This window comes from Cellvibrio sp. PSBB023 (assembly GCF_002007605.1).
GTDB lineage: Bacteria > Pseudomonadota > Gammaproteobacteria > Pseudomonadales > Cellvibrionaceae > Cellvibrio.
The window spans coordinates 3,445,003-3,469,067 of sequence record NZ_CP019799.1; the positions used below are offsets into that span (position 1 = coordinate 3,445,003).

18 protein-coding genes are annotated in these 24,065 nt (G+C 46.1%); 13 read left to right on the forward strand and 5 right to left on the reverse strand.

Annotation, left to right across the window (positions count from 1 at the left end):
* The first annotated feature begins 400 nt into the window (after positions 1-400).
* From B0D95_RS14910 to B0D95_RS20590, 3 genes are all read left to right on the forward strand, one after another.
* A complete protein-coding gene (locus B0D95_RS14910; RefSeq protein ID WP_078044638.1) occupies positions 401-1,273 on the forward strand; it encodes a transglycosylase SLT domain-containing protein in 873 nt (290 codons plus the stop codon).
* A 3-nt stretch (positions 1,274-1,276) separates the two neighbouring features.
* A complete protein-coding gene (locus tag B0D95_RS14915; protein WP_078044639.1) occupies positions 1,277-1,702 on the forward strand; it encodes a DUF5991 domain-containing protein in 426 nt (141 codons plus the stop codon).
* Between the two features lie 212 nt (positions 1,703-1,914).
* A complete protein-coding gene (locus B0D95_RS20590) occupies positions 1,915-2,076 on the forward strand; it encodes a hypothetical protein (protein WP_168172462.1) in 162 nt (53 codons plus the stop codon).
* A 44-nt stretch (positions 2,077-2,120) separates the two neighbouring features.
* On the opposite strand, the gene B0D95_RS14920 is transcribed toward B0D95_RS20590, so the two are convergent.
* Positions 2,121-3,632: a sigma-54-dependent Fis family transcriptional regulator gene (locus B0D95_RS14920; RefSeq protein ID WP_078044640.1), complete on the reverse strand. Its 1,512-nt coding sequence runs from the start codon at positions 3,630-3,632 to the stop codon at positions 2,121-2,123.
* 309 nt (positions 3,633-3,941) lie between these two features.
* On the opposite strand from B0D95_RS14920, the gene cynS reads away from it, so the two are divergent.
* On the forward strand, positions 3,942-4,382 hold the full coding sequence (gene cynS / locus B0D95_RS14925; protein ID WP_078044641.1) for a cyanase: 441 nt from the start codon (positions 3,942-3,944) through the stop codon (positions 4,380-4,382).
* Positions 4,383-4,574: 192 nt separating this feature from the next.
* Here the strand turns inward: cynS and B0D95_RS14930 are convergent, their stop codons facing one another.
* The gene (locus B0D95_RS14930; RefSeq protein WP_078044642.1) at positions 4,575-5,324 is read right to left on the reverse strand and encodes an RES family NAD+ phosphorylase; all 750 of its coding nucleotides are present in this window, start codon (positions 5,322-5,324) and stop codon (positions 4,575-4,577) included.
* Positions 5,324-5,695 (reverse strand): XRE family transcriptional regulator, encoded by a 372-nt coding sequence (locus B0D95_RS14935; RefSeq protein ID WP_078044643.1) that lies wholly within the window; start codon positions 5,693-5,695, stop codon positions 5,324-5,326. Before B0D95_RS14935 ends, B0D95_RS14930 begins: the two co-directional genes overlap by 1 nt.
* A gap of 188 nt (positions 5,696-5,883) precedes the next feature.
* Here B0D95_RS14935 and B0D95_RS14940 point away from each other — a divergent pair, with 188 nt between their 5' ends.
* Positions 5,884-7,512, forward strand: a complete 1,629-nt coding sequence (locus tag B0D95_RS14940) for a glycoside hydrolase 43 family protein (protein ID WP_246841617.1) — start codon at positions 5,884-5,886, stop codon at positions 7,510-7,512.
* A gap of 57 nt (positions 7,513-7,569) precedes the next feature.
* On the opposite strand, the gene B0D95_RS14945 is transcribed toward B0D95_RS14940, so the two are convergent.
* Entirely contained in the window at positions 7,570-8,034 is a 465-nt protein-coding gene (locus B0D95_RS14945; protein WP_170941689.1) for an Lrp/AsnC family transcriptional regulator, read from the reverse strand.
* 388 nt (positions 8,035-8,422) lie between these two features.
* On the opposite strand from B0D95_RS14945, the gene leuA reads away from it, so the two are divergent.
* Complete coding sequence (gene leuA, locus B0D95_RS14950; protein WP_078044644.1) at positions 8,423-10,090, forward strand: 2-isopropylmalate synthase; 1,668 nt, start codon at positions 8,423-8,425, stop codon at positions 10,088-10,090.
* Between the two features lie 93 nt (positions 10,091-10,183).
* On the opposite strand, the gene B0D95_RS14955 is transcribed toward leuA, so the two are convergent.
* Positions 10,184-11,263 (reverse strand): Fic family protein, encoded by a 1,080-nt coding sequence (locus tag B0D95_RS14955; RefSeq protein ID WP_078044645.1) that lies wholly within the window; start codon positions 11,261-11,263, stop codon positions 10,184-10,186.
* A 276-nt stretch (positions 11,264-11,539) separates the two neighbouring features.
* Between B0D95_RS14955 and B0D95_RS14960 the strand changes: the two genes are divergently transcribed.
* The 7 genes from B0D95_RS14960 to B0D95_RS14990 all read left to right on the forward strand — a co-directional run bounded on the left by B0D95_RS14960 (position 11,540) and on the right by B0D95_RS14990 (position 24,064).
* Positions 11,540-16,480: a pentapeptide repeat-containing protein gene (locus tag B0D95_RS14960; protein WP_078044646.1), complete on the forward strand. Its 4,941-nt coding sequence runs from the start codon at positions 11,540-11,542 to the stop codon at positions 16,478-16,480.
* Positions 16,481-16,956: 476 nt separating this feature from the next.
* A complete protein-coding gene (locus B0D95_RS14965) occupies positions 16,957-18,207 on the forward strand; it encodes an ABC transporter permease (RefSeq protein ID WP_078044647.1) in 1,251 nt (416 codons plus the stop codon).
* Between the two features lie 14 nt (positions 18,208-18,221).
* Entirely contained in the window at positions 18,222-19,484 is a 1,263-nt protein-coding gene (locus B0D95_RS14970; protein ID WP_078044648.1) for an ABC transporter permease, read from the forward strand.
* Positions 19,485-19,683: 199 nt separating this feature from the next.
* Positions 19,684-20,412 (forward strand): ABC transporter ATP-binding protein, encoded by a 729-nt coding sequence (locus B0D95_RS14975; protein ID WP_078044649.1) that lies wholly within the window; start codon positions 19,684-19,686, stop codon positions 20,410-20,412.
* Between the two features lie 5 nt (positions 20,413-20,417).
* Positions 20,418-21,656 (forward strand): ABC transporter permease, encoded by a 1,239-nt coding sequence (locus B0D95_RS14980; protein WP_078044650.1) that lies wholly within the window; start codon positions 20,418-20,420, stop codon positions 21,654-21,656.
* Between the two features lie 11 nt (positions 21,657-21,667).
* Positions 21,668-22,933: an ABC transporter permease gene (locus tag B0D95_RS14985; RefSeq protein ID WP_078044651.1), complete on the forward strand. Its 1,266-nt coding sequence runs from the start codon at positions 21,668-21,670 to the stop codon at positions 22,931-22,933.
* A 57-nt stretch (positions 22,934-22,990) separates the two neighbouring features.
* Positions 22,991-24,064 (forward strand): efflux RND transporter periplasmic adaptor subunit, encoded by a 1,074-nt coding sequence (locus B0D95_RS14990; protein WP_078044652.1) that lies wholly within the window; start codon positions 22,991-22,993, stop codon positions 24,062-24,064.
* Position 24,065 lies beyond the last annotated feature (1 nt).

Below are 24,065 nucleotides of genomic sequence, written 5' to 3' on the forward strand. Positions count from 1 at the left end.
ATTGGCCCACTGGGTCAAACTACGATGCAAATCAACAAGTAGCTGTCTTTAAGGCAGCTACTAATCAGTTTTACACTCTTAATCTAACTTATTGATTTTAATAAAAAATCACGAAAAGTGAGATTTTCTTGAATAAATATCAAGATAAATGAGATTTCGATGTGCCTGGAAAATCTCATAATTCATGGAACCCCTTGATTTTGTTGGGCTCGGAAAATCACACCAAATGAGATACGACAACCAGATCTAATAGAATGCTTTTATGTCCATCAAAAGCCACAACATCAATTGATGATGTTGTGGCTTTTTGTTTTTTAACGTGATCTATTGAGTTGATTGGAGAGTGGACGAGCATTTATATTTGCAAACTTGAGATAGTCATTAGCAAAGGAGAATGTTCATGCAGATAAAAAATTCAGTAGGCAAAAAAGGCATTAATAATCGCGAAGATGTGGAGTTGGTTCAAATTACCTTGAATAGGGCTATTCAATTTCCATTTAGATTATTGGCTGTTGATAAGTTGGTTGGCAAAAAAACGATAGGTGCTATTGAATCCTTCCAAAAACAAGTTTTGAAATTCTCTATTCCTGATGGGCTCATAGAGGTAAAAGGAAAAACTTGGCAAGCATTATCTAAATATCTTGTTGAGCCACCAAAAACAAAGATAGCAACTCATTCTACTTTTCCTGAATTTGTACAAATCAGAGAAGATAAGACAAACCAAATATCTGAATCAGTGTTTTCTGTTGTACCACGACAACATCAATTAAAAATTGCCTGGGGAGCGAAAGTTTCACCAGCGTTTAAACAAAAAGTAATTCTGATATCAAAGCAACTTGATATTTCACCAGATTATTTAATGGCGTGCATAGCTTTTGAAACAGGAGAGACATTTAGTCCCAGTATTAAAAATGCAGCAGGCAGTGGTGCTGTTGGTTTAATACAATTTATGCCTGAAACAGCTAAATATTTAAAAACTAATACTTCGGCACTAGAAAAAATGTCTGCTGTGGACCAACTGGATTATGTAAAAAAATACTTCAATACATACAGAGGGAAGCTGCACACGTTGGAAGATGTTTATATGGCAATACTTCTTCCAACGGCTATAGGAAAACCTGTAGATCATATTTTTTTCAGAAAAGGAACCAAGGCTTACGAACAAAATATCGGGTTGGATAAAAATAAAGATGGAAAAATTGTTTTAAAAGAAGTGGCCGAAACGGTCAGAAAGATGTTTGAAAAGGGAATAAAACCCGGATACATGGGATAAAACATGAAAAAGTTAATGATTGTGTGTGTTATTTGTTTACAGCTGATGGGGGTTGTTGCTTGTGCAGAGACTAAAAGCTGGAGCGGTACTTACATATATGAAGCGGATTATGGCAAAAACTATCCGGGTACACCGATGATCGTGAGTTATACCCTGATAATCGACCCTACGAGTTGTTTATTAGAGATCAGTGGTTATCAAGCTGCTCAAGAAATAACCTGTGAGGTGTTACAAACCAAATCAGGGATAGAGGTTCATTTTGTCGCGTTTAGTGCGACATCCATGCAGAATTTTAAGGACCTATATCGACAAGGTGACCTGTTATTCAGCTTGGAAGAAAAACAGACTGGTTTGCTTACCTACTGGAAAATAATGAACCCCGAAGCTGCCATCGCTGAAGATCAAATCTACTTTAAAAAATACGAATAACTGCAAGCAAGAATGGTTGTACGACTTAATTATAATATTTTATGTATATTAGATGGCCGAATTCACAAGGATTCGGCTTTTCTTATTTGAAAATGAAATAAAAAGGCCTTCATAATCTCAAATATGAATTTCAGGCTGGTCTACACTTACACAGAAGTCGTAATAACAGCGATCTAACCTTGAATTAACTGCTTAGTGAGACGGATTTAACGATGACCGAAGTAAAGACACCCAAAGTACTGTTAACGCAAATCGAAGATGCTCTGGAGGAACGCCAGCGCCATGACCGACGCCAGCAGCATAAAGGCGTACCGAAAGATGTGCCTCAGGATCGTCGCCAGGGCGACCGTCGTGCGCAAAAGCAGCATGGCTAATGCCTGATACCTTGCAGGAACAAGGGGGGCGATAAGCCCCTTTTTTATTGCAGCGAGGCCATGAGGAATGGCTGTCGGTTTATGCCTGATTTTTTCAGGCGCGAGCTGAGGGTAGTGGGTTTAATTCCCAATAATTGTGCTGCGCCATCTGCACCGTAAATTTTCCCGCCACAGCGAGCCAGTGCATCCACCATCGCCTGATATTGCACCTGGCGACAATCCTGCTCGGTAACCGTATCATTGGCTGTTTTTACCACTTGTGGGCGGAGTTGCAGGTGATGGGGGAGGTCATCCAGCACCAATTTATCACCTTGGCTTAAAATCACCTGACGCTCGATACGATTCTCCAGTTCGCGGATATTGCCTGGCCAGTGGTATTCCTGCAGGCGCTGGATTTGGGCGAGGGAGATTTTGAGCAGTGGTTTGTGAAAGCGCTGGCAACTGGCCTTGAGGAAATGTGTGACCAACAGGGGGATATCCTCCAGGCGCTCGCGCAGTGGTACCGAGCGGATGGGGAATACATTCAAGCGGAAGTAGAGATCCTCGCGAAAGGTGCCATTTTCCACCCCTTGTTTCAGGTCGCGATTGGTTGCGGTGATTACGCGTACATCAACCTTGCGGGTAATGGATTCACCCACACGCTCAAACTCGCCATCCTGTAATACCCGCAGTAATTTTCCCTGCAATGCCAGCGGTAGCTCGCTCACTTCATCGAGAAACAAGGTGCCGCCATCGGCGACTTCAAAGCGGCCCATACGCGCGCAGACGGCGCCGGAAAAGGCGCCGCGCACATGGCCAAAAAACTCGCTTTCAAATAATTCTGGCGGAATCGCGGCGCAATTTACTCGAATTAAAGGGCGTTGGTTGCGATCACTGACGCGATGGATAGCGCGGGCGATTAGTTCTTTACCAGTGCCCGACTCGCCGGTCACTAATACAGTGGCCACCGTTGGGGCAACCAATTGGATTTGGTAGTTGATTTGCTGCACGGCAGGGCTAGTGCCCACAATAGCCTGTGAGCTAAAGGTATCGCTGATTTCCTGTTGCAGATAAGCATTTTCAAGTTCCAGCTTGTGTTTGAGCTGCTCCACTTGTTCCAGTGCCAAACGCAGCGCTTCCATGGTGGCATGTAGTTTGGTTTGCGCAGTTTTGCGCTCCGAGACATCGCGAAAAATAACCACTGCACCCACGCGTTTGCCCTGATCAAAGATCGGTGTACTGGTGTATTCCACCGGTACCGGGTGACCGTCGCGCCGCCAAAATACTTCATCCTCCACGCGTCGCACACTGCCATCGCGAAACGCGGCGAAAATAGGGCAATCTTGTGCACAGTAGTCGGTGCCGTCGTTGTGGCTGTGGTGAATCGCAAGGTGGATGTTGTTGCCAATCAATTCTTCGGCTTTCCAGCCCAGGATTCGCTCTGCAGCGGGGTTGACGAAGGTGGCGCGGCCTTCGGCATCCACGCCGTAGATGCCTTCACCGGCGGCACTCAGGATCAATTGGTTCTGCTGTTCAAATTGTTGAAAGACCGGCGGTATAGCTGGTAATTGGGTCATGTCATTCACTGGAATTTGCTCCCTATGCGTGGCTTAACCAATCACAACGAAAAATCGTGCCAAGTCCAACGATACTTCGTTGTCCACGACATATCGTTGTGTATTTACTAGTGCACAAGAATATTAAGTCCTTATAAATCAATCAGTTGAAAATAATAATCTGGAGTGGCACAGCTATCGCAATAGGTAATTGGTCGTTAGTAACAGGCAAGCTATGACGTTTGTGGCGCTGATAGGGGCGCTTCAAAACCATGCAGCTTCGCCCGTAAATGCACCGTCTTATTGTTCAATCACCCTGAGGATAGCCCTATGAAAAAGCACGATGTTGTAGAAGCCATTGTGATCGCCAAGCAAAAAATGAATCTCACCTGGGAGGGAATTGCAGCCAGTATCGGCATGTCGCCAGTCTGGACGACATCTGTCTGCCTTGGCATGAACAGCGCGCCGGCAGATAAAGCAGAAGCCCTGTGCAAGCTGATGGATTTACCCGAGGCCGCCAAGCTTGCGCTTATGCAATGCCCGAGCAAAAGTTGGGAACATAGCATTCCGCAAGATCCCTTGATTTATCGCCTCTATGAAATGATTGGTGTGTACGGCCCAACCATTAAAGAAATTATTCACGAAAAATTTGGCGACGGCATTATGAGTGCGATCGATTTTTCTATGGATATTGGCAAAGAGGAAAATCCAAAAGGCGATCGCGTTATTATCCATCTCAACGGTAAATTCTTGCCTTACAAAGCTTGGTAGTGGATGTGATGTTTTACGCACCACAAGCACAGGAGGTGACTTGTGGTGACGGCTGTAAACAACATTCAGGAAAGTCTTGCCAGCAGTGAGGTAAGTACAAGACCTTACGCGATTGATCTCAGCAAGCCGCAAGTTGGATGTGATTAGGTCCGTTTTGTTATTCAAATAAAGTTGTTATAGCCAGGATAAAAATCATCCTGCCGGCAAGGGTAATGTTCCATCTACCAAAAAAGTGTCGAGGCTAAATCGAATGACTTCTGCTCTGTCCCGTTGTTTAAACGCAACTTCATTGGCACTGACTTCACACAGCCAGGCCGTCATTTCTTTTGGACGTTTTTGTGTAAAAGCTGAAGGTGTAAATAAGCCAATACAGGTGCCTTGTTGTGGGTCGCGCGCAGAAGGGTATTCAAAGACAGCTACATTTGCAGTACGCATTGCTGTGCCCAACTGTTGGGTTGCGGCATAGTTTTGTGGATGAGTGAGTGTGTTCAGAAATTGATTAAAGGGTGCAGAGTGCAATTGAATGGCGTGATTCGATTGGTAATCTGCACTAAATAGTGTGTGCTCGGTGCGGATGGTATTTTTGATTGGGCTGGCATCGATCGAGTACCAGAAGACAAATCGATAGTAAGCCGATTCGGCTAGCGTGGTGTGTGTATTGCTGCCACCGTAAAAAATGCCCGGTTCATGGATGCGGCCGAAACGGGAACCCCATTTCAGTGGTGGGTAGCGAAAAGGGGTTTTTAATAAGTAGTGAAAACCTTCAGTGGTAAATGGATGGGTCGGCTTGGTTATTTCAAGCATCTCTTCAAGCAGTGCTTGTTCTTCCAGGGTATCCACATAACCCAGGGTAGCAATTTGTTCCTGGCTCTCAACTAAACGGTAAACTGTGCCCGCAAGGGGTTTAATCTGCTGCGTTCCCTTGCAGTCCTCCCATATCATCAAACTTTACCCCGGATAGCATCCACAAATTGCATAACCTGTATCAACCCCTGGATGCTCTCCATTTGTTTGGCGGGAATGCCGCCAGTCACTTTATTGGGGTTGTGCATAAAGTGTTTGATCCAGTCTTTATCGCCCCCGGTCAACGCAAAAAGCGCGCGGGCGATACGGATCACGAGCAGCGCCAGTTCGCCCTGCTTGGATTTAGGGTCGAGTGCCGGGTTTTGTTTAAGGCGGCTCACAGCCGTGCGGTGGATTCCCAATACAGCGGCCAACTCAGCTTGTTTTAACCCGAGCTGGTCGGCGGCATTCAATACCGCTTTGGCGAGTACCGATGCTGGATCCGGGCTGGTTTGTGCAAGTGCTGACATGGTGAACCTCTATCGTTAAACGATGTGCAATCTGCACTTATGATAGTTTATATATGCAAAATGAACAAGTTTTAGGCGAAAAGTAAAGAATGAGTAAAGACCTTGTGATGATTTGCTTAGTAGCAGGAAATCACTGAGGATAGGCCACCGATTCGTCACATAAACCAAACAAAAGAAAGGATCAGCACGTGCAAGAATTCACTCACTGCCAAAACAACTTTATGGGGTTTCACAGCCAACTGCCCAAGCGGAAGGTTTTTCCTGCCGTTTTTATACTCATGGGTTTGCTATTGGTGTTGAGTGTGTTGATGGGCTGCCAAACGGCTGAAATCAAAAAACCGTTTGCTCATAATCCTGTGATCTGGGCAGATGTGCCTGACCCAGCTGTAATGCGCGTGGGCGACACTTATTATATGAGTAGTACCACCATGCATATGAATCCCGGTTTGCCGATTATGAAATCAAAGGATTTGGTAAATTGGGAAATGGTGCGTTATGCCTATCCAATTTTATCAAGCGATGAAAAATCCAGTCTGAATAATGGCAAAGAAGCCTATGGTGAAGGCTCCTGGGCGAGTAGCTTGCGTTATCACAATGGGCGTTATTACGTCAGTAGTTTTTCCAATACCACCAAAAAAACCTATATTTTTTCAACCGACAATATTGAAACCGGCGATTGGCAACGAGTCGAAATCGATGCGTTGTTTCATGATGCATCATTATTTTTTGATGATGGCCGTGTATTTATGATTTATGGCAATGACGATATTTTTATCGTCGAGCTAACCGCTGAGGCTACGGCAATTAAAAAAGACGGCGTTAATCGTGTATTAATCCCAAAAGCGTCACGTGTTGCAGGCGATAAATTCTGGGTTCCTTCCGAAGGTGCGCAGATGTTAAAAGTAAACGGAAAATATTACCTAAATTTAATTTCCTGGCCCGCGAATAAAATGCGCACCCAATTAATTTATCGCTCAGATACTTTGCTGGGAAGCTATGAAGGCAGAGTCGCATTAACGGACAAGGGCATCGCCCAGGGCGGATTAATTGATACACCCGATGGCAAATGGTATGCATTTTTATTTCGCGATCGTGGTGCAGTAGGGCGTATTCCTTATTTGGTTCCTGTGCATTGGAAAGACGGTTGGCCGATTTATGGTGTGAACGGCAAGGTGCCCGACGAGTTACCTATTCAAGTTACTCACCAGGGATTCAATAATATTATTGAATCGGATGAATTTGATTATGCTGCCAATCAGCCGCTCAAAATGGCTTGGCAATGGAATCACAATCCAGTTGCCGAAGGTTGGTCGCTTACCGATCGCAAAGGGTTTTTGCGTTTGACGAATTTGCGATTGGATAAAAGTTTTGTTGAAACACAAAATACCTTAACCCAACGCACCTTTGGCCCGGTGTCTACGGCGCATACATTGATTGATGCCAGCAACCTGAAGCAAGGCGATTACGCTGGCATTGGTGCTCTGCAATCAACCTATGGATTTGTAGGCGTTGAAAAAACTGAAGAAGGTTTATCTATTGTGATGGCGAGCGGTGAAAAAGATCAGTGGGATGTGATTGAACGAGTTCCGCTCACTGAATCAAAAATCCATTTAAAAACCTATATGGATTTCCGCGATTTGAAAGACACAGCAACCTTCGCCTACAGCCTCGACGGCATAGAGTGGAAACCCATCGGCAACACATTGCAGATGAAATATTCACTGGATCATTTCATGGGATATCGGTTCGCCCTGTTTAACTTCGCCACAGAACAAGCCGGCGGCAGTGTGGATTTTGATTTTATGCGTTTGGAGTAATTGCCGTTTTATAAGTGTGGATGGATGCTTTTTCAAACACATCAAAACCGCAAGTGTTCATCCCACTGGCAACGCTGTTTTATCAATGGGCGATTTCAGCACAAACGACGAATGCACCCCGCTCACCCCTTCGATGCGGGTGAGTTTTTGCAGCAGGAATTGTTGATAAGCATCCATATCCTTCACTATGACCTTTAACAGGTAATCCGCCGACTGCCCGGTGATCAAGTGGCATTCCAACACTTCTGGGTAGGCTTCTACTGTTTTTTCAAAGGAATCAAACCTGTCCGGTGTGTGTTTATCCATGCTGATTTGGATAAACGACACGAGCGTCAGTCCCAATTTGCGCGCATTGAGCAGTGCGACATAGCCGTCGATAAGCCCAGCTTCCTCCAAAGCACGCACCCGGCGCAGGCAAGGGGAGGGCGACAGGCTGATGCTGTCGGCCAATTCCTGGTTGGAGATGCGGCCATCGCGCTGTAAGGCTTCCAGTATCAAACGGTCATAGCGGTCGAGTTCCATAGCGGTAAATCTCATTTGATCGACATTAAATTTCAATAAATACAATTTTAAAGCAATAATATTGTTCTATGGCTGATATTAACACAAGCTTCGCAATCATCTGCCACGCTCGCCTGCTTATACTGAACCCATGTTGATAAAGGCCGCGTGCTACCCGCACCGGTTCAGGGGTTCCCGCCCGTGTGATCGCACTACAGGGAACCGGCAGCCGATAATCCTCAGTTGCCAGACCAGACCGGGCTTGAATCAATCAAAACCACAAGAAACTACTACAGCTAATGGGAACCTCTGGGTGATTACTTACCCGGTGGATCAGTCAGAGGTTCTCCATACATCTCTTTAGGCAGTTGTTAATTTTTAACCCAGGCACAACATTTCGGAGTCGATCATGCTTGCCAACCCATCCAGTAAATACCAGCGTTTTGTTGGCGTGTCTTTGCCCGACCGCCAGTGGCCGAATAAGCACATTGAAAAGCCGCCCATCTGGATGAGCACTGACCTGCGCGATGGCAACCAGGCGCTGATCGACCCTATGTCCGTTGCGACCAAATTGCGCATGTTCAAAGAATTGGTCGCAATTGGTTTTAAAGAAATCGAAATCGGTTTTCCGTCTGCCAGTGAAATTGATTACAACTTCACTCGCCAATTGATTGAAGAAAATTTAATTCCCGATGACGTCACTATCGAAGTATTGGTTCAAGCGCGTTATGACTTGATTGAAAAAACCGTGGAAAGTTTGCGCGGTGCCAAGCGTGCGATTTTGCATATGTACAATCCACTCGCGCCCGCGTTCCGCAAAATTGTGTACAGCACCGATGAAGCAGGCGTAAAAAATATCGCCATTCAAGGCACTCAGTGGTGCAAAGAATTAACGGCTAAAGCGCCGGAAGTAGATTGGACTTTCCAATACTCGCCGGAAGTTTTTTCATCCACTGAAATTGAGTTGGTAAAAGACGTGTGCGATGCCGTGGTGGAAATCTGGAATCCATCACCACAAAAGAAATTGATTTTGAATTTGCCCGCCACGGTGGAAATGAATACGCCGAATACTTATGCGGATCAAATCGAATGGATTCATCGCAATATTAACCGCCGCGATTCGATTATCATCAGTGTACATCCGCACAATGATCGCGGTACTGCTGTTGCAGCGGCAGAATTGGCGGTGATGGCGGGTGCAGATCGCGTAGAAGGTTGTTTGTTTGGCAATGGCGAGCGCACGGGTAATGTATGTTTGGTGACTCTGGCGATGAATTTATACTCGCAAGGTGTTAGCCCCGGTTTGGATTTTTCTGATATCGACCGCGTGCGCAAATTGCATGAAGAGTGCACGCAATTACCGGTGCATCCGCGTCATCCTTACGCAGGTGAATTGGTGTTCACCGCTTTCTCCGGTTCGCATCAGGATGCAATTAAAAAAGGCTTTGCAGTGCAGAAAAAAGATGCGCTCTGGGAAGTGCCTTATTTGCCCATCGATCCAGCCGATTTGAATCGCAGTTACGATGCGGTTGTACGTGTCAATGCGCAATCGGGCAAAGGTGGTGTGAGTTTCCTGTTGCAACAAGAAGCCGGTTTGCAATTACCACGTCGCTTGCAAATTGAATTCAGCGGTGCCGTGCAAAAAGTGAGTGATAGCACCGGTAAAGAAGTCAAAGCGACCGACATTGTAAAAATTTTTAACGATGAATATTTTGCCGTAAATGCACCAATTGCCTACCAGTCCAGCAAGTTTACTGAGCAGGATGATACCCATCAGGTAGATATTGTGATTCACGCGCAACATCAAGATAAAACTGTGCAAATCAGCGGCAGCGGCAATGGCCCCATCGATGCAGCCGCTCATGCGATCAGCCAGTTTATCGATGGCGAAGTGAGTGTGATCGACTACCACGAACATTCTGTGGGTGAAGGTTCGGATGTTGCCGCGGTGACTTACGTGGAAATCAAAGTGAAAAATGGCAAACCCGTTTACGGCGTGGGTCAGGACCGCAACATCATTACATCAGCGGTCAAGGCGCTGATTAATGGGGTGAACCGGAGCGGGGCGGTTAGCTAACCAATCGCTGTTATAAAACGCGAAAAGCGCAGCCGGTGAAAATCGGCTGCGCTTTTTTATTTTGGTAAATTTATTAAACAAACTTAATTAAAACTAGCCGCGCTCTAAAAACAGGCTTGACAGTGGCTGATTGATGTAATAGTTACTGCGACTGATTTTTTCTTTTTTAAGCAATCCAATGCCAACTAATTGCTCTAGATACTTGGCGGCAGTCAGTCGTGAGACCGACAGATCCTGCATCACAAATTCAATTTTTGTATAGGGGTGATTAAATAGATTATTCAGTAACTCCTGACTATAAATTTTTGGCAATTGACTGCGTATTTTTTGCTTGTAGTCCTGCATAAGTATTTTAATTTGCTTTATTAGTTCGATAGTCGCCTGAGCGGTTTGGATAACACCATCTAATATATAGATCAGCCAAGGTTCCCATTCATTTGTATCGCGTACAGCTTGTAACTGCTGGTAATACTCCGCTTTGGTTTGAATAAGGTAGCGACTAAGATACAAAATCGGCAAATCCAATAAACCCTGCGCGACCAGATACAACATATTAATGATGCGACCTGTTCGCCCATTACCATCATAAAAAGGATGAATGCTCTCAAACTGATGATGAATAATCGCCATTTTAATTAATGGGTCAGCAGTGCAAAGATCCGGATCGTTTATGTATGTCGCTAGGTTATCCATTAAGCGCTCTATGTCCTGCGGGTGTTGCGGTGGCGTATATACAACTTTGCCGGTTTGCGCATTCTTAAGTTCTGTGCCGGGCAATTTACGAAAACCGGCTTTGTTTTCTTCCAATATTTCCTGAAGGGTTAACAAATCACTGATCCGAATCAACCCTGATTTACGCACAAATTCAAAACCGGTTTTTAACGCAACTGCATAATTTTGCACTTCTTTAGCCGCAGGATTTATATGCGCATCGGTAAATAATTCTGCTTTGAACAATTCGTCTTGCGTTGTAATGATGTTTTCTATTTCCGAGCTATGTTTGGCTTCTTGCAGCGCAAGGGTATTAATCAGAATTGCTTCGTTGGGAATCGTCTCCGCTATTCCTTTTAGCTCCGCCAAATAACGATGAGCCAAGGCCGCCTTTTTCAAAGTGGTGCGGGTTTCAATCTGTTCAAGGTCGGCAATCGGCAACGGCGTTACGACATAGCTCATGGTCTAGCCCCATATGTATAGAAAACCATCAAATACTATACATATTACTTTGACGTGTATAGAAAAATGGAAAATCTATACATGTGTCAGCATTAATGCATACAAAAACGGCTTTTCCTTTTATTAACAAGCGCTAATCCTTCCGGCAACCCAACTAATCTCTACAACCATTTCTATTCAATCTTTATTCAAACAAATCAAACATCCTAATTCTTGACCTAACCTCCGTGAGCGCCTATATTTTAACCATCGAGCGGTATTTATAGAGGATTAAATATGCAGCGGTTGAAGAAAAATCTGGCGATTAGTGCGTTTGGCAAGATTCGTAACTCATTGAAAACAGGCGTTATTCGCCAAATGGAGACGTTTTTTGAGCTGATGTCAGAGGATGGCTTGGTAAACCTGGGTCAGATTCGCGACGAACTCTATCCCCAAAGTGAAAAAGGCAGTGCTAACGCATCCTTCAACCGGTTTATCAAACAAATCAACGAAGAATTGGCGGCGCAGGGCAGCAGGGCGCGCCTCGCCATAACGGCAGACAAGAAAGCAGGCGATAAGCGTGACTGCTGGTTTGAGGCAGAACCCGTACAGCCCCCCATTCCCCATACCCCTCAATTGGACGCAATTCCCGAGGATCAGCTGGAGCAAGCTCAACTGGGTTTGCCGATGCTGGATGTGGACATAGTGCTGATTACGTTTAACCAACATGAACTGGAGCAAACCTTAAGGTGTTTTTGCCCCAATGCCCCTGCGGTACAAATGGAGGGGCACAACCGTGTTTACTACCAACTGGGCAAACACGGCGGTCAGAACCTGGTGCTAATCCATTCCCGCCAAGCCACCTTAGGGGCAATGAAATCGGCAGAGATAGCGATTGAAGTCTTTCATCCCAATGCGGTTATCGCTCTGGGTATTGCGTTTGGAATCAACAGTGGAAAGCAACAGATTGGCGAAGTGCTCATTTCCGAGTCCATCACCACCTATGAACTGGCCCGAATAAATAAAGATGGCAGTATTACCTCGCGTGGGCCTCGCCCGCCCGCATCAAAAAATTTGCGCGACTGGTTTCACCAGTTAGATGCTTACCTCAATGCAAGCAACAGTGCTGAATACGCAAAACGTTATATTGGCAGTATGTTTAGTGGCGATAAACTGATTGATAACGAAAATTACCGCGACCAACTATTAAAGATTGATCCTGAAGCTATTGGTGGTGAAATGGAAGGTTCAGGAATTTTCCATGCGTGTGAAGAATCCGGAACGGATTGGATTGTCGTCAAAGCCATTTGTGATTTTGCTGATGGTAATAAAGGAAAAAATAAAGATGCCAATCAAAAAATTGCCGCAGAGAATGCCGCTCGCTTGGTAAAAGCCGCTTTGGAATTCGGCAATCTCTATCCAACTAAAAAACTCTCTTCGTCAAAAAAGCTAAGCACCAAACATTCGTTAAAAAACTTCCATGATTACACCGCTAATTGCACTAGCCTGAGTGAAATCGATGAGCGTGCTTTAGTAAAGGACGCGCGTGCGCTACCCACAACCTTAAAAAAAGAACAAGCAGCATTGCTTGAGCAAGAGCACACCAATGGTATTCCAGTGGTGGCCAGGTTATTGGATTGGGCAAAAGAACCCCAGGCGAAATCCGTATTTGCAATACTGGGTGAATATGGCATGGGTAAAACCATCAGTTGCCAATTGTTTGATAAACAGCTACGGTCACTGCTAACGCAAAATAAGCTATTACCCGTTCCTCTCTACTTTGATTTGCGCCATGTAACCAGCAAAACACTGGCAGACGGGTTTCATTTTCCAGACCTTATTAAGGATTGCATTCGCTTTGGTTGGCTAAAAAGTGATTCCAGCGAGGAGTTCACCACCAGCGATATTGAACGCTGGGCAAACCAGTCGGGTGTGGTGTTGATATTCGATGGATTGGATGAAGTACTGGTAAAACTATCCGAATCCGATGGTCGCATCTTTACCGATCAACTCTATAAATTCCAGGCGGAATTAAAAGCCAACAGCAAGCAACCGGTAAAAATGCTGCTCACTTGCCGCAGTCAATATTTCAAAACCCTGGATCGCCAAAAAGACCACTTTACCGGGCAGGAGCGCGGCGGTGTTAGTGCGGATGATATAGAAGCCATGGTAATGCTGCCTTTAACGGAGGAGCAAATTACCAACTATCTTCGCCATGCGTTACCGGGCATAGACCCAGCCACCATTATTGATATGGTGAAATCTGTGCATGATCTGCACGACTTAAGCAAACGGCCTTTTACCCTGAAGCTGGTAGGCGAATTTTTTCCCGCCTTGGAAGAAGATCGTAAAGCAGGAAAAGCCATTAGTGGTGTGAGCCTGTATCGCCGCGTGGTGGATCGTTGGCTTAATCGGGATGATGGCAAACACCACATTAAAAGTGACCACAAATTGCAATTAGCCTCACATTTAGCGGCTTTATTGTGGAAGCAAAAACAATCGGCATTATCCGCCAGTGAAATTGAAAACTGGTTTATGGGTTGGTTGATGGATAATCCAACCATCGCGTATCGTTATAAAACGGTAGAGCCTGAGCTATTGGAAGAAGACTTACGCACGGCCACTTTTTTATGCCGTGAAGATGATGAACAGGGTAGTCGCTTTCGGTTTTCCCATACATCGCTACAAGAATATTTTTTGGCTAACTATTTATTACAAGCCATTGGTTACAACAAACCGGAACACTGGGTTATGGCAAAACCCAGCCGTGAAACCCTGGTATTCCTCGCCCAACTTTTGGTGGAACCGGAAAATAAATCGCTCTTGTCAAAACTCAGCGAATGGCGAAAAGCCTATCGCCAAAGTACCTCAGAGAATTTACTTCATTACGCCTTGGTTGCTTATGAATTGGGATTTTCGCTGCCCGTGTTAAGTGGCATACAACTCGCGGGTGCCGATTTGGCGGAGCTAAGTATTACAGCCAAGTCAAATAACCTTCTCTCACTTGCAAGCGCGAATTTTTCCGGCGCGAATTTACGCCGGGCAAGATTCAGTTTTGTAAATTTAGACGGTGCAAATTTTAGTGAGGCGATTCTGGATAAGGTCGAGTTTGATCAATGTTCATTAAATAATTCGCAATGGGCACAAGCTGAAATGGCCGGAACGCGGTTTTTCCGTTGCTCTTTGGCGGCAGCCAATCTTGCAAAGGCAAAGGTACATCGCAGCCGGTTGCTGGACTGCAATTACTTACCTGAAGCCGTACAACAACATCCGCAGTGGTTAATTAACCAGCCAACTATTTCTACACCTGAAACTCACGACCGGTATTCAAGCGCGGGCCATAACGGAGCGGCAAATACTTGCGCACTAAGTGCAGATGGCCGCTATCTGGTATCGGGTTCATGGGATAATAGTTTACGCCTGTGGGAGTTAAGTAGCGGCGAGTGTGTCCGTGAGTTTATCGGCCATAGTAGTGGAGTAACTAGTTGTGTGCTGAGTGCCGATGGTCGCTATCTGGTATCGGGTTCTGGTGATAAGAGCTTACGTCTGTGGGAGTTAAGTAGTGGTGATTGTGTCCGCGAGTTTATTGGTCATGATTTTGGGGTAACAAGTTGCGCGCTAAGTGCCGATGGCCGCTATCTGGTATCAGGTTCTGCTGATGCGAGTTTGCGCCTGTGGGAGTTAAGTAGTGGTGATTGTGTCCGCGAGTTTATTGGTCATGATGAAGATGTAACGAGCTGCGCGCTAAGCGCAGATGGTCGCTATCTGGTATCAGGTTCTGATGATGCGAGTTTGCGCCTTTGGGAGTTAAGTAGCGGCGATTGTGTACGCGAGTTTATTGGTCATGATCATGGGGTAACAAGTTGCGCGCTGAGTGCAGATGGCCGCTATCTGGTATCAGGCTCTGATGATGCGACTTTACGCCTATGGGAGTTAAGTAGCGGTGAGTGTGTTCGTAAGTTTATTGGTCACGATCAAATTATAACGAGTTGCGCGCTAAGTGCAGATGGTCGCTATCTGGCATCGGGCTCATGGGATCAGAGTTTACGCCTGTGGGAGTTAAGTAGCGGCGATTGTGTCCGTGAGTTTATTGGTCATGAAGATTGGGTAATGAGTTGCGCGCTAAGTGCAGATGGCCGCTATCTGGTATCGGGTTCTGATGATAAGAGTTTACGCCTGTGGGAGTTAAGTCGCGGCGATTGTGTCCGCGAATTTATTGGTCATGATGGAAGTGTAGCGAGTTGCGCGCTAAGTGCAGATGGCCGCTATCTGGTATCGGTTTCAGGGCGTAAAAGTTTACGCCTGTGGGAGTTAAGTAGCGGCGAATGTGTCCGCGAGTTTATTGGTTATACCAGTCGGGTGACGGGTTGCGCGCTAAGTGCAGATGGTCGCTACCTGATATCGTGTTCATGGGATAATAGTCTGCGCCTGTGGGAGTTAAGTAGCGGTGAGTGTGTCCGCCAGTTTATTGGCCATGAAGATTGGGTAATGAGTTGCGCGCTAAGTGCAGATGGCCGCTATTTGGTATCGGGTTCTGATGATAATAGTTTGCGCCTGTGGGAGTTAAGTAGCGGCGATTGTGTCCGCGAGTTTATTGGTCATACCAGTCGGGTAACGAGTTGCGCGCTGAGTGCAGATGGTCGCTATCTGGTATCGGGTTCTGGTGATAAGAGTTTACGCCTTTGGAACTTGAGTAGCGGCGAGTGTATCCGCGAGTTTATTGGTCATGATAATTTGGTAACGAGTTGCGCGCTAAGTGCAGATGGTCGCTATCTGGTATCGGGTTCATGGGATAATAGTTTACGCCTGTGGGAGTTAAGTAGCGGTGAGTGTGTCCGCGAGCTTATTGGTCATGAGGATGCGGTAACAAGTTGCGCGCTAAGTGCAGATGGTCGCTATCTGGTATCGGGTTCAGGGGATAATAGTTTACGCCTGTGGGAGTTAAGTAGCGGCGATTGTGTCCGCGAGTTTATTGGTCATAAACAACGTGTAACGAGTTGTGGGCTGAGTGCAGATGGTCGCTATCTAGTGTCATCCTCTTTCGATAGCACTGTTCGCTATTGGTCTTTGGAAACAGGTGAAATATTAAAAGTAATATTCCATGCACCAGAATCCAACTACCTTACAACCGATGGCAAGCAACAAACAATCCTCGCCAAAAGCGAATACGCCTGGCGTTATTTCAACGGTTATTTCACCAACGAGAAAGGCGAACCCGATAGCTTCCCGGTGATTTAACCTTTACTAGGTTTGGGCAGTGATCAGAAAAAACAAAAACGTGAAGAGCTGGGCTTGGGCGAGGGTTGATAATCTCGGGTACAGATAAAATTGCTAATACTAATTTTATTTTGCCAATTGAATCCAAACCCGTGAAATCGGTATCCAATTCAATGAGATGGCTAAATTCTACCCCCAACGGAATTTGGTTTTCTCCAGCCCAATGCGACCAGTTGTATGCAGCACTGTTGGTGTAATTGGTTGTTTTGTTTCCGGCAGGTGCTGCTGACGGAAACATTTTTTATAGGTGAAAGTTATAGCAGGTTGTTGTTGATAAATATCCAAGTCCTGTCGCTTGTGTTAATTTGAGCGCCTGATGGCGGAAGGCTACCCATCTGCGTGTATACAAAAAAGCATGAGAACTGAATCTAAAAAGGAGCTGGGTGCATCCAAGCGTGTATCCGGCTTTATTGCTACGACTCGATTGGGAAATCGCCATGGACAGCTTGCAAGAAATTCTATTTAGCCTGCGCCAGAACAAGCTGCGTACAGCCCTCACTGCCTTCGGGGTGTTTTGGGGCATTTTAATGCTGATCCTGTTGCTCGGTGCGGGGCGTGGAATGCAGAACGCCTTTGCCGAAGGGTGGAGCAATGATGTTTCCGATTCTATTTGGATTTTCCCCAGCACTACCTCTGTACCTTATTTAGGTTTACCCATTGGTCGCCAAATTGCGTTGACTGATAGCGACATGGCGGCAGTTCGCCAGCAAATTCCCGGTGTAGGTTATCTCTCCAGCGAAAATCCGCTCGGCTCCTTTATCAACTCCGATATCTCTGTGACCTATGGGCCCAAGTCTGGCAGTTTCGGGGTGTTAGGCGTGGCAGATCAATATTTCAATATCAAGGAAAAAGTACGTTTTGATGATGGTCGCCGCTTGAACCGGTTGGATCAGGATGACAACCGCAAGGTGGTGGTTATTGGTACGCGTGTTAGTGAGCGGCTGTTTACTACGCACGCCGAAGCCATGGGCAAAGAAATTTTAATAAACGGTATTTCCTTCAAAGTGATTGGATTGTTTTACGACAAAGGCAATCAGGGACGTATGTCCGAGCGGTTGTATATGCCGGTTAGCGCATTTAAAAAATCCTTTGGTGGCGGTCAGGAGGTTGCATTAATTACTGTGCGACCAAAACCTGGTGTTGATGGCATCAAACTGGAAGAAGATATTCTAGCGCTCTTAAAGCAGCGTCACAAAATTGCACCAGATGATGTGCGCGCAATTGAAGTGAGTAACAAAGCGCGCGAAGCAGAAGATATTAATGCGATGTTCACCGGGTTGAATATGTTTATCTGGCTGGTGGGCATTGGCACCTTGCTCGCGGGTATTGTGGGTGTGAGTAATATCATGATTATCACCGTCAAAGAGCGCACCCGTGAAATTGGTATTCGCAAAGCACTCGGTGCAAACCCTGCTTCTATTGTGTGGAGTTTGCTATTTGAATCAGTCCTGGTTACCAGTGTGGCGGGGTACGGCGGATTAGTGCTGGGCGTGGGAATTCTGGAAGGCGTTGCAGCATTATTAACCTCGCTCAAGATTGAATTGCCATTTTTTCAGCAACCGGAAATCGATTTAAGTATTGCCATAAGCGCCTTGGTATTACTGATTCTTGCCGGTGTACTCGCCGGTTTAATGCCTGCATTGCGCGCTGCGCGTATCATGCCGGTTGAAGCCATGAAAGCGGAATAACCCGGGAGCGAATCATGTTTGACTGGGATAAGTGGCAAGAAATAATTAATAGCCTCAAAAAACAAAAACTGCGCACAGGCTTGACTGCTTTTGGTGTTTTCTGGGGCATTTTTATGCTGGTTATTTTGCTGGGGTTTGGCACTGGCTTCGGTATCAAAATAGAAAGTATTTTTGGCGATGCAAAAAACGTGGTGATTTTGTGGCCATCCAATACCACGCAGTTGGCCTTTGAAGGTTTGGGCAAGGGGCGTAGGGTGAAATTTACCGAGGCCGATGTAGAAGCCATTCGCCAAAAAATTGCCAGTGTAGAAATGGTAGATGGCAAAAATAACCTCGGTGTGTGGGGCGCGGCACAGTATGTTGTTTATGGCACAGAGAGTGGTTCTTTTTCGGTGAATGGCAGCCACCCTGGCTGGGAACCATTTGAATTTTTAAAAGTCACTGCAGGGCGCTACATCAATGTACTCGATGAAAAAGAAAAACGTAAAGTGGCGGTGATTGGTACGCGTGTACAGGAAGTGTTATTTAAAAATGGCACTCATCCAATAGGTGAGTCCATTAAAGTAAATGGTGTGCAGTTTGTAGTGGTGGGCATTTATAAATCCACCGAACCGGGTGATAGCGCGCAACAGGCTAACAGCAAAATTATATTGCCCAATCAAACATTGCGTTATGCCTTTAATCAGCTTGATGCATTTCAAATGCTGTTTTTCACACCGGCCAGCGGCTATAGCGCCTTTGATGCAGAACGCGACGTAAAACAATTGCTCTATCAACGCAACCGTGTCCATCCGGATGATTCCGGCGTGATGGGCAGTTTTAATATGGAGCAGGTGTATGAACAAAATCGCAGCCTGGTAGGCGGCATTATCGGATTCAGTTGGATGGTGGCGATTGGCACTATCATCGCAGGTGTTATAGGTGTGGGTAACATTATGTTGGTGGTGGTGAAGGAACGCACTCGCGAAATCGGTTTGCGTAAAGCCATGGGGGCGACGCCACTCAATATCAGCTTGATGATTATCCATGAGTCGCTGGTGATTACTGTGTTAGCGGGTTATGCCGGCTTAGTGGCTGGTGTGTTTTTGCTGGAAGCGATTCGTGCCGTGCTGGTAAGTGTAGGGCAGGGCGAGGGTATGTTTGCCTCGCCGTTTATCGATATCCATATCGCCATCATGGCGCTGGTGGTGTTGGTCGTTACCGGTGTAGTGGCGGCCTTGCTGCCAGCGCGCAACGCGGCCAGCGTCAATCCTATTACCGCACTGCAGGACGAATAATTTTTTTAGGTGTGGTGAATCCAAACCTGCCAGTTGTGCATCAAAGTTAACAACAAGTCACCAATAGTGACATTTATGAATGGCCGCTGGCTGACACTTGTCATAAAAGTGTTAAGCCCGGTTAAAAAAACCGGTAAGCACGCGAAAAGTTATTAAGCTGCCCGGAGCAGCAACCGCGCGAACCGCCAAGGAACCTAGCATGATAAAACTCAATAATATCCATAAGTACTATCACTCTGGCGAGCAGCCACTGCATGTATTGAAGGGCATCGACCTGCACATTCGCGAGGGCGAACTGGTTTCGATTATGGGATCGTCCGGTTCGGGCAAGTCCACCTTGCTGAATATCCTGGGTATTCTGGATACCCACGACAAAGGTGATTATTTTCTCGCCGGTCGCGAAATTAAAAACCTCAAAGAGAAAACTGCCGCGCAATTGCGCAATGAATTGCTCGGGTTTGTTTTTCAGTCCTTCAATTTGTTGCCCTTTAAAAATGCGACGGAAAATGTGGCTCTGCCGCTCTATTACCAGGGTGTGGGACGCAAAGAGCGTAACTATCGCGCCGCGCAGTATTTGGAAATGGTGGGATTGAGCAATCGCGCAACCCATATGCCCAATGAATTATCAGGCGGGCAAAAACAGCGGGTGGCAATTGCACGCGCGCTGGTAACCAAACCTAAAGTGATTCTCGCCGATGAACCCACCGGTGCACTCGACAGCCAGACAACACATGAAGTCATGGCGCTGATGAAAGAAGTACACGCCTTGGGCAACACTATTGTGATCGTTACCCACGAACAGGATATTGCCGACCAAACCCAGCGTCAGATTATTTTAAAAGATGGCCTGATTATTTCAGGAAAAGACCATCCTGCTACGTCGGTTGCCACTGCCGACAATCAGAATGAAGAAGACATTTTAGGGTAAATACCATGTTTGATGGTCTGCAAGAAATTCTCTATACCCTGCGTCAAAATAAATTGCGCACCGCGCTGACAGCCTTTGGTGTCTTTTGGGGTATTTTTATGCTGATTCTGTTGCTCGGTGCCGGGCGCGGAATGCAGAACGGTGTGTACAGCGATTTCGGTTCCGATGTATTGGATTTTGTTGTGGTGTATACCGGTTCAACCTCTGTTGCCTATAACGGCAGAGGCGTTGGTCGCTACATTGAATTAACCAAAGACGATATTACCGCTATCAAACAAAAAGTGCCCGGAGTGCGTTTTATCTCCGCTGAAAATCAGCGCGGTGGTATTTCCATTGTGCATGAAAAGAAGAATGGCGCTTTTGATGTACACGGCGTGCCTGACGATTATTTTAATATTAAAGAATCCATCCCTTTTAATCTCGGACGTAAAGTTAACCCGCTCGACGATCAGCAGATGCGCAAAATTGCGGTAATCGGCACCGTGGTGAGTGAACGGCTATTTGGCAAAGATGCTGATCCCATCGGCAAAGATATTCGCGTTAACGGCGTGATGATGAAAATTGTTGGTGTGTTTTACGATAAAGGCAATCGCGGGCGTGATTCCGAGCGAATCTATATTCCGCAAACCACATTTCAAAAAATGTTTGCCACCAGCGATAAGGTTGGATCCATTTGGTTGCGACCCAAAGAGGGTGTAGATGGTTTTGCCATGGAAGAAGCGGTCATTAAATTATTGCAGCAGCGCCATCAAGTTTCACCGGAAGATAAACGTGCAATACGTTCATTCAACATGGCTGAACCCGCCAAAATGGTGAACGGATTATTTATTGCGATCAATGGTTTTATTTGGTTTGTTGGCTTGGGCACCCTTATGGCGGGCATCGTGGGTGTGAGTAACATCATGATTATTACCGTCAAGGAGCGCACTCGTGAAATTGGAATCCGTAAAGCCCTGGGTGCAACACCGTTTGGAATTGTCAGTACGCTCTTAATGGAATCGATTTTAGTGACGACTATTGCAGGTTACGCGGGTTTAGCTTTAGGGGTAGGTCTGCTGGAATTGGTGGCCTTTGGCTTGCGCTCAGCCGGTGCCAATTTACCTTTTTTCCAAAACCCGGAAGTGAATTTTCAAGTGGCGATTACAGCCATTATTTTGTTGGTGTTGATTGGCGCTTTGGCGGGTTTGGTTCCTGCGTTAAAAGCGGCGCGCATCATGCCCATTGAAGCCATGCGCGCGGATTAAGGAGCAACATCATGCTAATCGATACTGAAAAATGGCAGGAAATTTTCCTCACCCTCAATCAACATAAAATGCGTACCGCGCTCACTGCTTTCGGTGTGTTCTGGGGTATTTTCATGCTGACGGTTTTACTGGGTGCAGGTAAAGCCTTGGAAAATGGCGTTGTGGAAGACTTTAAAGAAATTCCCAATTCGGCGTGGATCTGGTCACAAAGCCCAACTCAAATTGCTTACCAGGGTTTGCCTATTGGCCGCCAGATTCAATTAAAAGCAGCCGATGTTGAGGCGATTAAAAATAGCGTACCGAGTGTTGCCAAAATTTATGCCCAAAACAGTGTGGGTATTTGGGGCGGCTCACCGGCCTACACAGTGTACAAAAAAAATAACGGCAGCTTTTCTATTCAAGGTACCCATGCGGGTATGGCGAATATTCACCAGCAAAAAATTGTGGAAGGCCGTTACATTAATGAAATAGACGATGAAAAGCGACGCAAGGTGGCCATTATTGGCACTCGTGTAAAAGACGTATTGTTCAAGCAGGGCGAGAACCCTATCGGGGCGGATATCACTTTATCCGGCATTAGTTTTCAGGTCGTGGGTGTTTATAAATCCAGTTCGAGCAATCCCAACAGTTCGGAAGAAGAAAGAATTTATATCCCCAACGACACATTGCGCTATGCCTTTAATCAGGTTGATTGGGTAGGCAGTTTTGTGGTGATACCGCCGCCGGGTATACACGCGATGGTGGCAGAAGCGGATGTCAAAAAATTCCTCTTTGCTCGCAATAAAGTTGACCCTAACGATGTGGGTGTATTAGGGAGTTTCAATTTGCAAAGTGAATTTGACAAGATCTATGGCTTGTTCACGGGCATCAACATATTTAGCTGGATTGTTGCTATTGGCACCATCATGGCCGGCGCGATTGGCGTGGGTAATATTATGTTGATTGTGGTCAAGGAGCGCACTCGCGAGATTGGTTTGCGCAAAGCCTTGGGCGCAACCCCCAGCTCAATTATCGGCATGATCGTACAGGAGTCGGTGTTGATTACCGCCGTCGCCGGTTATTTTGGATTAGTCATTGGCGTGCTCTTGTTAGAGGGTATCAATGCCTTGATGGAAGCCAATGGTGGCAGTGCCGGTATGTTTCGCAATCCGGAAGTGGATTTTAATACAGCGATCAGCGCCGTCATTGTATTAATTATTTCCGGCCTGCTGGCATCGCTTATGCCCGCTGCAAAAGCCGCCGCCGTAAACCCTATTGTTGCACTGCAAGACGAATAATATTTGTAGCAAATAATTTTAACCATACCATTTCCCAGCAATCGTAAGAAGGACACCATGAAAAAGTTTATCTGGTACACAGTTTTAGGTTTAATCGCTGTTGTATTTATTGGCACAGCGGTATTCCTCTATAACAAATCCCAGGAAAAGCCTGTGGTTTATCAATCGGATGATGTATTTAAAACCACCATCGTAAAAAAGACAGTGGCAGTGGGCAAAGTGATTCCGCGTCGCGAAGTGGAAATTAAATCGCAAGTTTCCGGTGTTGTAGAGCAGCTCTATGTGATTGCCGGCCAGACAGTGAAAAAGGGCGATATTATTGCCAAGATTACCCTGGCACCCAGCATGGTGATGTTGAACCAGGCGGAATCGCAACTGGAAACTGCGCGGTTGAATTTACAAAACGCCACGGTTGAGTTTGATCGCCAGAAAAAACTCTTTGCCGATAAATTGATTTCTGCATCTGAGTACAACAAATTTTTACTCAACTACGATTTGCAGCGCGAAGCGGTGACCGCCGCCGAGAACAATTTGTTGCTGATGAAATCCGGTGCGACGAAAAAATCCGATAAGGTTTCCAATATGATTCCGGCCACAGTAACCGGTATGGTGCTTGATTTGCCGTATAAAGAAGGTGCCTTTATCGTGGAAACCAGTTCCTTTGGTGCGGGCACTACCATTGCAACACTGGCCGATATGAACGACATGATTTTTGAAGGCATGGTGGATGAGTCGGAAGTGGGTAAAATCCGCGAAGGTATGGAGCTGGTGTTGGATGTTGGTGCGCTGGAAGGCGAGCCTTTTACTGCGGTACTGGAATATATCTCTCCCAAGGGCGTGACCGACCAAGGCACCATTAAATTCCAGATCCGCGCAGCGGTCACCCTGAGTGAAAAATTGTTCCTGCGCTCCAACTACAGCGCCAATGCTGACATAGTATTGGAGAAACGCGAAAACGTAGTGGCGATTAATGAAGGCAATTTGATTGTGGAAGAGAAAGGTCAATTCGTGGAAGTAGAAACCGGCCCACAAAAATTTGAAAAGCGCGAAGTGAAAACCGGTATTTCAGATGGTATCAACATTGAAATTCTGGAAGGCTTGAAAGAAGGCGATAAAATAAAACATCGCTAAG